A 15,933-nucleotide genomic window follows, 5' to 3' on the forward strand; every position below is an offset into this window, starting at 1 on the left:
CGTCGCCGGAGGGTGGGCGGCGTGACGACGGCGGGGCCGGTCCGGGGAGATCCCGGGCCGGCCCCGCCGTCGTCGTCGGGGGCGGTGGTCACCAGGCGTCCCAGTGCGTGATCCGGTCGGTGGGCACGCGCGGGCCGGGGCGGAAGTCGGTGCCGACGGTGTGGGCGAGCGGGACGAGCGCGACCTGCGCCACCGTCTCGTAGGGGATGCCGAGCAGGTCGGCGGCCTCGCGCTCGTAGTGCAGGTGCGGGGTGGTCCAGGCGGTGCCGAGGCCGCGGGAGCGGGCGGCCAGCATGAACTGCCAGGTGGCGGGGAGGATCGAGCCCCAGGCGTTCGCCTGGCCGACGTGGGAGTCGAACTCGTGCCGGCCCTCGATCCGGACGCAGGGCACCACCAGGACCGGCACCTCGTGCAGACGGTCGAAGAGGTGCTGGGCGCTCTCGGCGAGGCGCAGCCGCCGGGCGGTGTCCTCGGTGGTGCGGTCCAGGCCGGTGCGGACGACGGGTCGGCGGGGGTTGACCAGGCCGAGCCGGTAGAGGTCGGCGAGGGCGGCCCGCCGGGCCGGATCGGTGACGATCACGAAGTCCCAGCGCTGGCGGTTGCGGCCGGTGGGGGCCTGGGTGGCGAGCGCGAGGCACTCCTCGACCAGTTCCCGGGCGACCGGGCGGGTGAGGTCGAGCCGCTTGCGGACGGCGCGGGTGGTGGTGAGGAGCTGTTCAGCGGTCAGGTCGGGATACGGCACGGCCGTGGCCTCCGGTCGGGATGGGCCGACCGGCCGCGCGGGGCGGGGTCTCAGTCGGCCGGCGGGACGTCGAGGAGCTTGCGGGTGAGGCGGACCAGGGTCGCCCGCTCGTCCGGGGTGAGGGCGGCGAAGGCGTGGTCCAGGACGGGGGCCATGGCGCGCTCGGCGTCGGCCAGGGCGGCGGCCCCGTCGGGGGTCGGGGTGACGGCGTAGGCGCGGCGGTCCCGGGGGTGGCGCTCGCGGCGGACCAGGCCGGCGTCCTCCAGGGCGTCCACGCAGCCGACCATCACGCTGCGGTCGATCCGCAGTTGCTCGCTGAGCTCCTGCTGGGAGCAGCTGCCGACGGCGTCGAGCATCTTGAGCACCAGGTGCTGGGCCACCGTCAGCGGGTTTCCGGAGAGCTGCTCGTCGATGGTCCGGGCGACCACGGTGGTGGCGCGGCAGAGGGCGACGTCGGGGCGGTCCTGGGTGAGCGCGGCGAAGTACCGCCGGCGCTCGCCGCCGTCGTCCGCCCGGCTCGGGGACGCGAGGCGGGCGGTCCGGGGGGCGCTGGCCATCGGGACTCCTTCGGTGGTGGACGGCCAGCATAACGCTCCTGAGAGATTGTTTGACGGTAGATGATTTTCACTGCTACTTTCCGATCGTACGTGATTGAACATCAGATTGTTGTCCAACAGACTAATTTGGGGGTCGGGATGGCCGGGGGCGACGACGCGGGCACGGTGGCGGGCGGCGGCGACGGGGGAGGCGCGGCAGCCGGCCGCGACGGGGCGACGGCCCTGGTGACCGGCGCGAGGCGGAGGGAGGAGTGGCTCGACCCCGAGGACGCACGGCTCGGCTGGGACGGTGTCTGCGGCTTCGAACGGGTCGGCGGCACCGTCCTGCCGCTGCGGATCCCGCAGGAGCGGATCGCCACCGCCCTCTCGGACAACTTCGCGCGGCTCGCCCGGATCCCGGCCGGCGTCCGGTTCGCCGTCCGCACCGACGCCACCGAACTGCTGCTGGACCTCGACGCCGAGCCCGGCGCCGCGCCGGTGGACGTCCTGGCCGACGGCGTACTCCTCCACCGGCGCCACCTCGACCCCGGGCCGCGCCGCCTCGACCTGGCACTGCCGGGCGGCCCGACGGAGGTGGAGGTCTGGCTGCCGCACCTGTCCCGCACCCGGCTCGCCGCGGTCGGCCTCCGCGGCCACCGGCTGCTGGCCCCCGTCGGGCGCACCGGCCCGCGCTGGATCGCCTACGGCAGCTCCCTCACCCACGCCATGTTCCCCGAGGGGCCGTCCGCGAGCTGGACCGCGCTGCTCGCCCGCCGCCACGGCTGGCGGCTGCGCAACCTCGGGTTCGCCGGCGAGGCCTACCTGGACCCGCTGGTCGCCCGGGTGATCCGCGACACCCCCGCCGACCTGGTCACCCTGGAGATCGGCACCAACGCCTACATCCGCTCCGTCTTCACCGCCCGCAGCTGGGGCCCCGCCGTCTGCGGCTTCGTCGAGACGATCCGGGACGGGCACCCGGACACGCCGATCGCCGTGATCGCCGCGCTCCCCTCGGTGGAGCACGAGCGGGTGGTCAACGCGGCCGGGCTGACCCTGGCCGACGTCCGCGACCTGACCGCTGCGGCCGTCCGGGTGCTCCAGCGGCTGGGCGACCGCCGGCTGCACCTGGTGGACGGCCGGGACGTGCTGCCGGTCGCCGAGGCGGACGGCCTGTACGCGGACGGCCTGCACCCGACACCGCAGGGGGAGCACCGGCTGGCCGGCCTGGTCGACCCCCACCTGCGGCCGCTGGTCGGCGGGTTCCGACCGGCCCCGACCGGCCCTGGCCGACTCTGACCGGCATCGACGGGTCAGTGATCGGCCGGGCCCGCGATCGGACCGGTACGGGCCGGCCCGACGCGCGATCGGACCAGCCCGCGATCAGACCGGTTCGCGATCGGACCAGCCCGCGATCGGACCAGCCCGCGATCAGACCGGCAGCAGCAGGTCCGCGGCGGCCAGCGCCGCCCGGGCCTGGTGGGAGACCTGGGCGTCGACCGGCACCCAGCGGGTGCCCAGCCGGTGCAGGCCGTCCAGGCTCGCCGCCACGATCGCCCGGGCCCGCGCCCTGGCCGCGTCGGCCGCCGGGCCCCCGGAGTCCGCCAGCAGCCGCAGCAGCATCGAGGCGACCCGCAGCGGCAGCCGCGCCGCGACGATCCGGGCGGTCGTCACCCGGGACACCGACAGCGGCGCCACCGACCACTCGGTGCGCCACTCCTCCAGCAGCAGCGGGCAGACCTCCAGGTTGAACTCGATCGAGCGCAGCAGCGGCCCGTACGCCACCCCGGCGTGCGGCGGCACCTGCGGCAGCATCCCGACCAGCTCCTCGACCCGGTCGCCCAGCGTCCGGGCGGCGGCCCCCACGGCGGCACGCGCGTCCGGGTACGGACGGGAGTCGCCGACCGCGTCGATCGCCCACATCGGCACCTCCAGCACGGCCGTCACCCCGCCGTACCGGCCCGCGTACGACCAGGTCGACAGCTCCGGACGGTCCGGCAGCGCCTGCGAACCGCCGCCCGGCGCCGGCATCACGTACGCCCCCGGGGCCGGGCTGTCCCAGCCGACCGCGTCGTAGGAGTCGACGTCCAGCGGGATGCCGGCCCGCGCCACCGACCGTGCGAACCCCTCCGCCAGGCCCGGCAGCGGCCGGGTGAGCTGCACGAACGCGCCACCGAAGTCCACACCGTGCAGCGAACACTGCAGCACCGGGCGCAGCTCGTCGATCAGGCCGGTCAGCGCCCGGCTCTCCGGCATCGGCGGCCGGTCGCCGTCCGGGGCCGGCGGCAGCTCGGGCTGCTCGTCGAACGCCGGCCGGAAGAAGTGCTCGTAGTGCCGGGCCGGGGTGAGCGGGCCGTGCAGCCAGCCCTCGTTGAGCGCGGCGCCGTCCGGGTCCAGGCAGAGCAGCACGTGCCAGCCGACCCCCGGGCGGGGCGGCAGCTCCAGCACCCGCTCGGCCAGCCGGACCGCGGCGGCCATGCCCACCGGCTCGTTCGGGTGCGGGCCGCCGACCGCCAGGACGGTGTGCTCCCCGTCGTCGACGGAGAGCAGCACCAGCGGCCGGCCGGCCCGGGAGCGGCCCACCTCGCGGACGCGACAGCGGTCGGGGTGGCGGCGGGCCAGCCGCTGGGCGGCCGCGACCGCGCGGGCGACCGTCGGGTAACTCTCGATGTCCTGGCGCGGCGGTCCGATCCGGCGTACCCGTGGGCCCGTGTCGGTCATGGCTCTCCTGTCCTCGGGCACGCCCGTGTGCGGGCGGCGCTGTGGCCTGTCCTCGGGGGCTGTCCTCGGGGTCGTCTCGACGGGGGAATGCGGTGGGGAATGCGGTGGGAAATGCGGTGGGGGCCTGTGGTGGGGGAATACGAGGGGGCACTGCGGGGGCCGACCGGTGAAGGCCGATCCGTGGGGGCTGTTCGGCGGAGGCTGTACGACGGAGACCGGTCGGTGAGGGCCGGTCGGTGAGACCCGTCTGCGGGACATACCCCGGTGGGGCGTCCGGATACCGCGCGTGGACGGGGCACCTGCGCCGGGGCCTGCACCGGGCCGCCCGCGGGGTCAGCCGCCCGCGGCTCCGGGCGGGAGGACCACGGTCCCGGGCAGGAGGCCGGGGCCGGTTGCCTTGTGCATGGTCAACTCCCTTGCCTCGACGGCGTGCAGGACCCTCCGACAGAGCCTTGCCAGTAGCGCACGCGCCCTTCGAACGTGTCAACCACCGTCGACGCCGCGCCGTAGGGCGCCGTTCACCCGCCGGAGCGGCCCCGGCCGCCCGCGAGCGCGGCACGGGCCGGCCGGAATGAGCCTGCCGCGATTCGGCTACCCTTGAGGGTCACCCCTCCCAGCCGTCGCCCATCGGTGAGCACGGCGGCCATCAAACGTCGTAAGGGTTCCTAGTACATGACTGTCGAATCGGTCTTCCCACGCCTGGAGGCCCTCCTCCCGCACGTCCAGAAGCCGATCCAGTACGTCGGCGGCGAGCTCAACTCGACCGTCAAGGACTGGGACGCCTGCGACGTCCACTGGGCGCTGATGTACCCCGACGCCTACGAGGTCGGCCTGCCCAACCAGGGCGTCATGATCCTCTACGAGGTGCTCAACGAGCAGGAGGGTGTGCTGGCCGAGCGCACCTACAGCGTCTGGCCGGACCTGGAGGCGTTGATGCGCGAGCACCGCGTCCCCCAGTTCACCGTCGACGCCCACCGGCCGGTGCGCGCCTTCGACGTGTTCGGGCTCTCCTTCTCCACCGAGCTCGGCTACACCAACATGCTCACGGCCCTCGACCTGGCCGGCATCCCGCTGAACGCCCGGGACCGGACCGACGAGGACCCGATCGTGCTGGCCGGCGGCCACGCCGCGTTCAACCCCGAGCCGATCGCGGACTTCATCGACTGCGCCGTGATCGGCGACGGCGAGCAGGCCGTGCTCGACATCACCCGGATCGTCCGGGCCTGGAAGGAGGAGGGCCGCCCCGGCGGTCGCGAGGAGCTGCTGCTGCGCCTCGCGCGCACCGGCGGGGTGTACGTGCCCGCCTTCTACGACGTCGAGTACCTGCCCGACGGCCGGATCGGCCGCGTCGTGCCGAACGCCCCCGGCGTTCCGTGGCGGGTCTCCAAGCACACCGTCATGGACCTCGACGAGTGGCCCTACCCCAAGCAGCCGCTCGTCCCGCTCGCCGAGACCGTGCACGAGCGGATGTCCGTCGAGATCTTCCGCGGCTGTACCCGCGGCTGCCGTTTCTGTCAGGCCGGCATGATCACGCGCCCCGTGCGGGAGCGAAGCATCACCGGCATCGGCGAGATGGTGGAACGCGGGCTCAAGGCCACCGGCTTCGAGGAGGTCGGCCTCCTGTCGCTCTCCTCCGCCGACCACACCGAGATCGGCGACATCGCCAGGGGCCTCGCGGACCGCTACACCGAGGACAAGATCGGCCTGTCGCTGCCGTCCACCCGCGTCGACGCCTTCAACATCGACCTCGCCAACGAGCTGAGCCGCAACGGCCGCCGCTCCGGGCTCACCTTCGCCCCCGAGGGCGGCAGTGAGCGCATGCGCAAGGTGATCAACAAGATGGTGTCGGAGGAGGACCTCATCCGCACCGTCGCCACCGCCTACGGCAACGGCTGGCGCCAGGTGAAGCTGTACTTCATGTGCGGCCTGCCCACCGAGACCGACGACGACGTGCTCCAGATCGGTGAGATGGCGAAGAACGTCATCCAGAAGGGCCGCGAGGTCACCGGCCAGAACGACATCCGCTGCACCGTCTCCATCGGCGGGTTCGTGCCCAAGCCGCACACCCCGTTCCAGTGGGCCCCGCAGCTCTCCGCCGAGGCCACCGACGCCCGCCTGGCCAAGCTGCGCGACTCCATCCGCGGCGACCGCAAGTACGGCAAGAACATCGGCTACCGCTACCACGACGGCAAGCCCGGCATCGTCGAGGGCCTGCTCTCGCGCGGCGACCGCCGGATCGGCGCCGTCATCCGGGCGGTCTACGAGGACGGCGGCCGTTTCGACGGCTGGCGCGAGCACTTCTCGTACGACCGCTGGATGGCCTCCGCCGAGAAGGGCCTGGCCGGCACGGGCGTGGACGTCGACTGGTACACCACCCGTGAGCGCACCTACGAGGAGGTGCTGCCCTGGGACCACCTGGACAGCGGTCTCGACAAGGACTGGCTCTGGGAGGACTGGCAGGACGCCCTGGAGGAGGTCGAGGTGGACGACTGCCGCTGGACCCCCTGCTTCGACTGCGGCGTCTGCCCGCAGCTCGACCTCGACATCCAGATCGGCCCCACCGGCAAGAAGCTGCTGCCGCTGAGCGTGGTCAACAAGTAACGCCGGCCGGTGCCGTCGGCCCCGTCCCGGTACGGGGCCGACGGCATCAGTGGGATCCGCCCGCGAACACGTCCCGCTTGATGATCAGGCGGTCCTCCACATCGGGTGGGACGGCCAGGTCCAGGCCCACCTCAGGCGCCCGCTGCCCGGGAACCTTCGCCCGGCGGACCGGCAGGTGACCCGCGCCCGTCGCAGGTCGTCCGCCATCGTCCTGGTCCCCTCGCGCTGCCAGCGGTCGCCGAAGGTGTCGCCGGTCGAGGACAGCGTCCAGCACGCTTCCGCCGGTGCGTCCTCGTCGGCCGTGGCCGCCTGGTACTCCCGTACCCGCACGGGAAGCGCCCCGAGTCCGGTCATGACCTCGGCGGAGAGCCGTCCGTACACGGCATCCGGTTGCGGCGCTCCCAGACCCCCGCTCGGACAGGTCCGGCAGCGCAGGTAGGCGTAAGTGCGTTGATTCGTCCTGGTTCGCTGGACCGTCATGTTGGTGTCGCAATCCGCGCACACCAGAACTCCCAGGAATTCGGTGGCGCCACCGGGGCTTCGGCGGGGCTGGGCGATGGCCCTACGACCGAGGGCCGACTGCAGTGACTGCCATTCCTGCTCGGTGAAGATCGGCTCAGCCACCCGGATGGGGGCGCCCTTCCGGTCGAGCACGACCCTCGACCGGCGGGTGCCCACGTCCTCGTCCATCTCGACCCGCCACCCGCACAGCGCCGGGTTCCGCAATCGTCGAAGAAGGGTTGCGGCGGTCCACCGGCCCCCACCACCGGTGGGGACCCGGGCCCGGAGGAGTACGGCGGCCATCCGGCGAGCCGACACCCCGCGCAGTGCCGCGCCGTGGCACCAGCGCAGAACGCGGCGGGCCCCGGGCTCGATGACCAGTCTGCCGCCTGCGTCCGTGGTGTAGCCGTAGGGGGGTCTGCCCACGAGCCAGTCCGACTGGGTCTTCGTGTATGCCCAGAGACTGGCGACGCGTGTGCTGGTGCCGCCTGCCTCGAGTTCGGCCACGCCCCCGATCACCGTCGCGAGCTCCTTCCCCGCTGCTGTGGACAGGTCGATGGCCTCGTGCCTTGAGACCAGGTTCTTCCCGTGAGCCGTACACCACTCGATCATGACGCTGAGGTCGGTCAGGCGGCGGACGAAGCGATCCAGCTTCCAGAAGAGCAGGACATCGAAGTCGGGCGTGCGATCGATCAGCCAATGCCCCAATTGCCGCCGCTTCCACGGCGGGACCCGGGTTGCCGAGACATTCAGGTCGCTGGCCACGCCGACGACGCGGAAGTGGCGTTCCCGCGCCAGTCGCCGTAGGTCGAGCTCCTGACGTACCGGCGATGTGGTGTCGGCGGTGAAGATCGAGAGTCTCACCGACAGCAGAGCGCGCGGGGCGTTCCGTGGAAGGCGCCGCTCATCCGCCAGCAGTTCATCGAGGAGTGCGAGGTCGTTCTCGCGCCAGTGCACGCGTGGTGCGATTCGCGCCGGTTCCGTGTTCACGGCCTGACCGACGAGGCAGCTGTTCCTCGGATGTGGTCATGTCGCTTTCTGTCCGCAGATGGACACGAGCATCCAGAGGCCCCACCGGGAAGAAGCTCCTCCCGCTGAGCGTGGTCGGCAAGTAGCGGCACCCGGGACGCCCCCGCCGGACCTGTCCGGCGGGGGCGTCCCGTCGTCTCCGGACGCCGGACCGGACGGCCCTGAGCAGGAACGGAGCGAGGGGGTGGCGGGGACGCGTACCCTTTGGGGTGACAGAGTCCGGACAGTGGCGGGAAACCGCCGCCGCGACGGACGGGGACAACTGACTAAGGACTGAGCGACCTGGCACGCCGCACGCCCGACGGTCCGCCGCCCGCACCGACCGTGCAGCGGATCCGTCTCCGCTACACCAAGCGCGGCCGGCTCCGCTTCACCAGCCACCGCGACTTCCAACGCGCCTTCGAGCGCGCCCTGCGCCGGTCGGCCGTGCCGATGGCCTACTCGGCCGGCTTCACTCCGCACCCGAAGGTGTCGTACGCCAACGCGGCACCGACCGGTGTGGCCAGCGAGGCGGAGTACCTGGAGATCGGCCTCGCCGCACTGCGCGACCCCGAGGAGCTGCGCGCCCAACTGGACGAATCGCTCCCCGCGGGTCTGGACGTCATCGACGCCGTCGAGGTGCGGACGCCGAACTTCGTGGAGCGCCTGGAAGCCTCCGAGTGGCTGGTCCGTCTGGACGGTGTCACCCCGGAGGAGGCGGCCCGCGCGATCGCGGCGTTCCTGGCCGAGGAGCGGGTCGAGGTCGAACGCCTCACCAAGAACGGCGTGCGTGTCTTCGACGCGCGCGGCGCGGTGGCGGCGCTCGAAATCGCCTCGCCGCAGGTCGACGACGGTGCGGACACGGACGGCGAAGGGGGCCGCGATGTTCGGACCGGCCGTCCCTGTGCGATACTGCGCCTGGTAGTACGACAGGCCACACCCGCCGTACGACCCGACGACGTGTTGTCCGGTCTCCGTGTGACGGCCGACCTGGCGCCGCCGGTCCCCGCAGAGGTGACCAGGCTGGCGCAGGGGCCGCTAGACGAGGAGACCGGCACGGTGACCGACCCGTTGGCGCTCGACCGCGCCGCGGCCACGGCCGGCCCTCTGACGGCCGGCGAGCCGCGCGCAACCGCGTCCGCCTAGCGGGCGGAGGCCGGGTCCAGTTCACACTGGGCCCGCTGGTCCTCCAGGCCCCCGCTGCTCCCCAGGGGAGCGAGCGTCGTCGAAGCACAGGCCGGCCTCTTGTGGCCCTCCGACCCCGATGGTCGGTGGGCCCGAGGACCCCGTCCGGGAGCCACCCGGGGTTGGGGAACGGCGCAGCTTGGGAAAACCTCAGAAGACTGGTCAGACCAGAAGACTTTCGACACCCCGCGAGTGCGGGGCGCCGAGCGAGACTACGAGCCCCTGTGCGGCCTCGCGTCCGCGCGGCGGCACCGTGAAAGGGTCCGGCCCGAGCATCGTCATGATGCCGGCCGGCGCCACCGGTGCCCCGCCGTGCCAGGATGCGGAGCCCGGGGGCCTGACGGGAGATCCACCCGCATGCTCGATAACACCGATCCGCAGCAGTCCGCGGCGACGGAACAGAACGACACCACCGTGACCGGTGGCGACGGCGCGTCCGCCGCGCCGCCGCGTCGGCGCCGCCGCGCGGTGTCCCGCCCGGCCGGAACGCCGCAGGGCGCGGCCTCGGCGGTCGCCGAGACGGTCATCCCGGCCGATGCCGAGGTGAAGCCGGTCGAGACGCCGGCCGCCGCCGAGACGCCCGCCGCCGAACCGGCGGCCGAGAAGCCCGTGCGCGCCCGTCGGACCCGCAAGCGGGCCGAGGCGCCCGCCGGTGCGCCCGAGGCCACCTCGATCGTCGTCACCGCGCCGGACGCCGGTGCGACCGCCGTCCCGGCCGACACCGAGGCCCCGGCGGCCGAGAAGCCCGCCGGAAGGGCCGCGAAGGCCGACAACGCGAAGGCCGAGAAGGCCGCCGACCAGGCGCCCGCGGCCGAGAAGCCCGTGCGGGCCCGAAGGACCCGCAAGAAGGCCGAGGCCGCTCCGGTCGAGGCACCGGCGGTCGAGGAGCAGCCCGCCGCCGAGCAGCCGGCCGTCGCCGAGGTGGCGCCGGTCGAGGCCGCTCCGGTGGAGGAGGCGCCCGCCGCGCCGGCCCGCCGTCCCCGCCGCCGCCGTGTGGTCGAGGCGGCCCCGGTCGTCGAGACCCCGGTCGAGCCGGCCGTCGAGGAGCCGGTGGCCGAGGAGGAGCCGGCCGAGGAGCCGGCCGCCGAGGTGAAGCCCGCCGTCGCGGAGCCCGTCGCCGCGGCGCCCGCACCGGTCGCCGAGCCCGAGCCGGTCACCGGCCGGGTGCGCCGCCGCGCGGTCCGCCCGTCCACCGCGATCTTCCAGGCCCCGGTCTTCCAGGAGCCGGCCCCCTACGTCGCCCCGCCCGCGGCACCCGCGGCGCAGCCCGCCGCGGCGGCTGCCCCGGTCGAGGCCCCGGCCGTGCCGGAGGAGCGTGGCGAGGAGGACGAGTTCGAGTACAGCGGCGTCGGCCGCCGTCGTCGCACCCGCACCCAGGTCCGCGTGCAGTCCTCGGGCCGGCAGCGCAGGGCCGCCGCGGAGAAGCCGCCCGTCGAGCGTCCGGCCGCCGTCGAGCGGCCCGCGCCCGTCGTCGAGCGTCCGGCCGCCGTCGAGCGTCCCGCGCCCGTCGTCGTCGCCGAGCCGGTCGAGACGCCCGTGGTCGAGGCCCCCGCCACCGGCCCCGAGGCCGAGGCCGAGGACGAGTGGGAGGACGGTCGCCCGTCGCGCCGCCGCCGCCGGGGTGGCCGTCGCCGCCGCCGCGGTGAGGCCGAGGAGACCGAGGCCGAGGCCCCGGAGACCGTGCACCCCGCCGACGCTGCGCTCGCCGCCGCCGAGGACGAGGAGGACGACGAGGACGACCTGGCCTCCGGCCTGTCCTCCTCCCGGCGTCGCCGTCGCCGTCGCCGCCGCAGCGGTGAGTCCGGCGCCGTCGAGGCCGCCGAGACCACCGAGGACGGCGTCCGCACGGTGGTGAAGGTGCGCGAGCCGCGCCGCCGCTCCACCGAGCCGTCGTTCGACCCGGACGAGGTGCAGTCCATCAAGGGCTCCACCCGTCTGGAGGCCAAGAAGCAGCGCCGCCGCGAGGGCCGCGAGCTGGGCCGCCGTCGGGTGCCGATCATCACCGAGGCCGAGTTCCTGGCCCGCCGCGAGTCGGTCGAGCGCGTCATGGTGGTGCGCCAGAACGGCCAGCGGACCCAGATCGGCGTCCTTGAGGACGGCGTGCTGGTCGAGCACTACGTCAACAAGGAGCAGGCCACCTCGTACGTCGGCAACGTCTACCTGGGCAAGGTCCAGAACGTGCTGCCGTCGATGGAGGCCGCCTTCGTCGACATCGGCAAGGGCCGCAACGCGGTCCTGTACGCCGGTGAGGTCAACTTCGGCGCGCTGGGCGGCCACGGCGGCCCGCGCCGGATCGAGTCGGTGCTGAAGTCCGGCCAGTCCGTGCTGGTCCAGGTCTCCAAGGACCCGATCGGCCACAAGGGCGCCCGCCTGACCAGCCAGATCTCGCTCCCCGGCCGCTACCTGGTGTACGTGCCCGAGGGCTCGATGACCGGCATCTCCCGCAAGCTGCCGGAGAACGAGCGCGCCCGTCTGAAGCAGATCCTCAAGAAGATCGTCCCGGACGACGCGGGCGTCATCGTGCGCACCGCCGCCGAGGGCGCCTCCGAGGAGGAGCTGACCCGCGACGTCCAGCGGCTGCAGCAGCAGTGGGAGGACATCCAGAAGCGGGCCACCAGCGGGAACGCCCCGGCGCTGCTGTACGGCGAGCCGGACATGACCGTCCGGGTCGTCCGCGACATCTTCAACGAGGACTTCACCAAGGTCATCGTCTCCGGCACCGAGGCGTGGAACACCATCCACGACTACGTCTCCAACGTGGCGCCGGACCTCGCCGGGCGGCTCCAGCGGTGGACCTCCGAGGTGGACGTCTTCGCCACCTACCGGATCGACGAGCAGCTGATGAAGGCGCTGGACCGCAAGGTCTGGCTGCCCAGCGGCGGTTCGCTGGTGATCGACCGCACCGAAGCGATGATCGTCATCGACGTCAACACGGGGAAGTTCGTCGGCCAGGGCGGCAACCTGGAGGAGACGGTCACCCGGAACAACATCGAGGCGGCCGAGGAGATCGTGCGCCAGCTGCGGCTGCGCGACCTCGGCGGCATCATCGTGATCGACTTCATCGACATGGTCCTGGAGTCCAACCGGGACCTCGTGCTGCGCCGTCTGCTGGAGTGCCTGGGCCGGGACCGGACCAAGCACCAGGTGGCCGAGGTCACCTCGCTGGGCCTGGTGCAGATGACCCGCAAGCGGGTCGGCCAGGGCCTGCTGGAGTCCTTCTCCGAGCCGTGCGTCCACTGCAACGGCCGCGGCGTGATCGTCCACATGGAGCAGCCGAGCTCCCACGTCCACGGCAACGGCGGCGGCGCGCTCGCCGTCGAGGCCGGCGCGGGTGGCGGCAAGCGCCGTCGCCGGGGCAAGGGCGGTGCGGCCCACGAGGAGCCGCAGGCCGTCGAGGCCCTGGAGATCGAGGAGACCGAGGAGACCCTGGAGGCGGCCGAGGACTTCGACGCGCCGGTGCACGAGGAGATCGAGGGACAGCTGGCGATCGAGGTGCCGGGGGCCGAGGTCCCCGCCGCCGAGCCGGTGGCCGTCGAGACCGTCGAGACCGTCGTCGAGGCCCCGCAGGCCGTCGAGACGGCTCCCGCCGCTGCGCCGGCCGGTCGTACCCGCCGCCGTGCCGTGCGCAAGGCCACGGCCCCCGCCGGGGCCCCGGGCGGTGCGGAGATCGTCGTCCTGCAGGCCAAGGCCGAGGCGGCGCTGCAGTCGGCCTTCGCGGCCGCCGAGAAGCCCGCCGAGGAGGCCCCGGCCGAGCCGGTCGCCGAGCCGGCCGAGCCTGTCGCCGTCGAGCCGGCCGCCACGGAGGAGGCCGCCGAGGCGGTCGCCGACGGGACGGACGCGGACACGGAGGCCGTGACCGAGGAGCCCGCCGAGGAGGCGCCGGCACCGAAGAAGCGGGCCGCCCGCAAGACCGCCGCCAAGAAGACCGCCGTCGCCAAGAAGACGACGACGGCGGCCAAGAAGACCACCGCCCGCAAGACCGCCACCAAGCGGACCAGCGCGGCGGCCAAGAAGGCGGCGGCCGCCGAGGGTGATACGGCGGCCGAGTAGTGCCCGGCCCGGGGCGGACCCAGTCCGCCCCGGGCCCGTACGTGCCGGTTTGCTCCCGAGGCGGCCGGTCCGTATTCTTGACCATCGGCGTGTCTACGCCTTGCTCCCGAGCACATCACCTTCCGGGCCCTCGTCAGAGGTGTCGGGGAGAGGCCCCTGTGTCCGTACCCAGGCGGCTGGCATCAGGAGCTCCGACCGAGTTAGGAAAGTAGGTACCGCATGTACGCGATCGTTCGCGCAGGCGGCCGCCAGCACAAGGTCGCCGTCGGCGACGTGCTGGAGATCGACCGTATCGAGGCCAAGTCGGGTGACTCGGTGGAGCTCTCCACCATCCTGATCGTCGACGGTGACGCTGTCACCTCCGACCCGTGGGTGCTGGCCGGTGTGAAGGCTCACGCCGAGGTGGTCGACCAGACCAAGGGCGACAAGATCGTCATCCTGCGCTACAAGAACAAGACCGGTTACCGTCGCCGCCAGGGTCACCGCCAGCAGCACACCGCTGTGCGGATCACGAGCATCGACTCCGTCAGCAAGTAAGGGGATAGCGAGATGGCACACAAGAAGGGCGCAAGCTCTACCCGTAACGGCCGTGACTCGAACGCCCAGCGCCTCGGCGTCAAGCGCTTCGGCGGCCAGGTCGTCTCGGCCGGCGAGATCCTCGTCCGCCAGCGCGGCACCCACTTCCACCCGGGTGCCGGTGTCGGCCGCGGTGGCGACGACACCCTGTTCGCGCTGACCGCCGGTGCTGTGCAGTTCGGCACCCGCCGCGGCCGCAAGGTCGTCAACATCGTGGCCACCGAGGCCTGAGTCACACCAGACTCACAATGAGGGGTGGGCCGGAATGATCCGGTCCACCCTTCGTGCTTTACCGCAGGTAGCGACATCGCACCGCACACTCTTCGTACTGGAGGCACACCCCATGACCACCTTCGTGGACCGCGTCGAGCTCCACGTCGCCGCGGGTAACGGGGGCCACGGCTGCGCCTCCGTACACCGGGAGAAGTTCAAGCCGCTCGGCGGCCCGGACGGCGGAAACGGCGGCGAGGGCGGCAGCGTCATCCTCACCGTCGACGCGCAGGTGACCACCCTGCTGGAGTACCACCACTCGCCCAAGCGCAAGGCGACCAACGGCAAGCCCGGCGCCGGCGGCCACCGCACCGGCGCCGACGGCCACGACCTCGTGCTGTCGGTCCCGGACGGCACCGTCGTGCTCGACCGGCAGGGCAACGTGCTCGCCGACCTGGTCGGCCACGGCACCAGCTTCGTCGCCGCCCAGGGCGGCCGCGGCGGCCTCGGCAACGCGGCGCTCGCGTCGTCCCGCCGCAAGGCGCCCGGCTTCGCGCTGCTCGGCGAGCCCGGTGACGCCCGTGACATCGTCATGGAGCTCAAGTCCGTCGCCGACGTGGCCCTGGTCGGCTACCCGAGCGCCGGCAAGTCCTCGCTGATCTCGGTACTCTCCGCCGCCAAGCCGAAGATCGCGGACTACCCGTTCACCACCCTGATCCCCAACCTCGGCGTGGTCACCGCCGGCGACACGGTCTACACCATCGCCGACGTGCCCGGCCTGATCCCCGGCGCCAGCCAGGGCAGGGGCCTCGGCCTGGAGTTCCTGCGGCACGTCGAGCGCTGTTCGGTGCTCGTGCACGTGCTCGACTGCGCCACCCTGGAGCCCGGCCGCGACCCGGTGAGCGACCTGGAGACCATCGAGGCCGAGCTCGCCGAGTACGGCGGGCTGGAGGACCGGCCGCGCCTGGTCGCGCTCAACAAGATCGACGTGCCGGACGGCCAGGACATCGCCGACCTCACCCGCACCTCGCTGGAGGAGCTCGGCTACCGCGTCTTCGAGGTCTCCGCGGCCTCCCGCAAGGGCCTGCGCGAGCTGAGCTTCGCCGTGGCGCAGATCGTCACCGAGGCCCGCGCCGCCAAGCCGCTGGAGGAGTCCACCCGGATCGTGCTCCGGCCGACCGCCGTCGACGACGCCGGCTTCACGATCACCGAGGAGGACGGCGCCTTCCGCATCCGCGGCGTCAAGCCGGAGCGCTGGGTCCGCCAGACGGACTTCTCCAACGACGAGGCCGTCGGCTACCTGGCCGACCGGCTGGCCCGCCTCGGCGTCGAGGAGAAGCTCTGGAAGGTCGGCGCCCACGAGGGCGACACCGTCATCATCGGCGCGGAGGACAACGCCGTCGTCTTCGACTGGGAGCCGACCATGGCCGCCGGCGCCGAGATGCTCGGCCGCCGCGGTGAGGACCACCGCATGGACAGCCCGCGTCCCGCGGTCGACCGCCGTCGTGACAAGCAGAAGAACCGGGACGCCGCCGAGGCGGAGTTCCTGGCCTTCGAGGCGCTCTCCAGCGGCCGTCCGGCCGCCCTGGAAGGCGACGACGAGGAAGAGTAGCCGGTACCGGCCTGTACGGCCCCTGTCTCCCGAACGGGAGGCGGGGGCCTGCTCGTTGACGGGGGGTCGGCGGAAGGCGCGGTCTCCGGGCCGCCGTCCGGCCGCCTCCGGGCCGCCGTCCGGGTCGCTGTCCGGCGGCTGGAACGCGCGGCGGACGGTCCGTACCGATCGCGTAGATTGCGGGGGTGGCGGCC

Annotated in this window: 11 protein-coding genes; 7 read left to right on the forward strand and 4 right to left on the reverse strand. The window is 73.3% G+C overall.

Annotated elements, in window-relative coordinates:
- Positions 1–88 precede the first annotated feature (88 nt).
- Both PUR56_RS31585 and PUR56_RS31590 read right to left on the reverse strand, forming a co-directional pair.
- Positions 89–742, reverse strand: a complete 654-nt coding sequence (locus PUR56_RS31585; protein WP_329885136.1) for a nitroreductase family protein — start codon at positions 740–742, stop codon at positions 89–91.
- A 50-nt stretch (positions 743–792) separates the two neighbouring features.
- Complete coding sequence (locus PUR56_RS31590; protein WP_329951476.1) at positions 793–1,299, reverse strand: MarR family winged helix-turn-helix transcriptional regulator; 507 nt, start codon at positions 1,297–1,299, stop codon at positions 793–795.
- A gap of 138 nt (positions 1,300–1,437) precedes the next feature.
- On the opposite strand from PUR56_RS31590, the gene PUR56_RS31595 reads away from it, so the two are divergent.
- Positions 1,438–2,574, forward strand: a complete 1,137-nt coding sequence (locus PUR56_RS31595; RefSeq protein WP_329951477.1) for an SGNH/GDSL hydrolase family protein — start codon at positions 1,438–1,440, stop codon at positions 2,572–2,574.
- A gap of 132 nt (positions 2,575–2,706) precedes the next feature.
- Here PUR56_RS31595 and PUR56_RS31600 read toward each other — a convergent pair whose 3' ends face one another.
- Positions 2,707–3,996 (reverse strand): M14 family zinc carboxypeptidase, encoded by a 1,290-nt coding sequence (locus PUR56_RS31600; protein WP_329885139.1) that lies wholly within the window; start codon positions 3,994–3,996, stop codon positions 2,707–2,709.
- 672 nt (positions 3,997–4,668) lie between these two features.
- On the opposite strand from PUR56_RS31600, the gene PUR56_RS31605 reads away from it, so the two are divergent.
- On the forward strand, positions 4,669–6,597 hold the full coding sequence (locus PUR56_RS31605) for a TIGR03960 family B12-binding radical SAM protein (protein ID WP_329951478.1): 1,929 nt from the start codon (positions 4,669–4,671) through the stop codon (positions 6,595–6,597).
- Positions 6,598–6,681: 84 nt separating this feature from the next.
- Here the strand turns inward: PUR56_RS31605 and PUR56_RS31610 are convergent, their stop codons facing one another.
- Positions 6,682–8,088: a recombinase family protein gene (locus tag PUR56_RS31610; protein WP_329951479.1), complete on the reverse strand. Its 1,407-nt coding sequence runs from the start codon at positions 8,086–8,088 to the stop codon at positions 6,682–6,684.
- Between the two features lie 363 nt (positions 8,089–8,451).
- On the opposite strand from PUR56_RS31610, the gene PUR56_RS31615 reads away from it, so the two are divergent.
- The 5 genes from PUR56_RS31615 to obgE all read left to right on the forward strand — a co-directional run bounded on the left by PUR56_RS31615 (position 8,452) and on the right by obgE (position 15,739).
- Positions 8,452–9,252 (forward strand): TIGR03936 family radical SAM-associated protein, encoded by an 801-nt coding sequence (locus PUR56_RS31615; RefSeq protein ID WP_329951480.1) that lies wholly within the window; start codon positions 8,452–8,454, stop codon positions 9,250–9,252.
- A gap of 396 nt (positions 9,253–9,648) precedes the next feature.
- On the forward strand, positions 9,649–13,341 hold the full coding sequence (locus tag PUR56_RS31620; RefSeq protein ID WP_329951481.1) for an Rne/Rng family ribonuclease: 3,693 nt from the start codon (positions 9,649–9,651) through the stop codon (positions 13,339–13,341).
- Between the two features lie 219 nt (positions 13,342–13,560).
- On the forward strand, positions 13,561–13,878 hold the full coding sequence (gene rplU / locus PUR56_RS31625) for a 50S ribosomal protein L21 (protein ID WP_329885143.1): 318 nt from the start codon (positions 13,561–13,563) through the stop codon (positions 13,876–13,878).
- Positions 13,879–13,890: 12 nt separating this feature from the next.
- Positions 13,891–14,148, forward strand: a complete 258-nt coding sequence (rpmA, locus tag PUR56_RS31630) for a 50S ribosomal protein L27 (protein ID WP_209416555.1) — start codon at positions 13,891–13,893, stop codon at positions 14,146–14,148.
- Between the two features lie 112 nt (positions 14,149–14,260).
- Complete coding sequence (obgE, locus tag PUR56_RS31635) at positions 14,261–15,739, forward strand: GTPase ObgE (RefSeq protein ID WP_329951482.1); 1,479 nt, start codon at positions 14,261–14,263, stop codon at positions 15,737–15,739.
- Positions 15,740–15,933 lie beyond the last annotated feature (194 nt).

This window comes from Streptomyces sp. BE303, from assembly GCF_036290945.1.
Taxonomy (GTDB): Bacteria; Actinomycetota; Actinomycetes; order Streptomycetales; family Streptomycetaceae; genus Kitasatospora.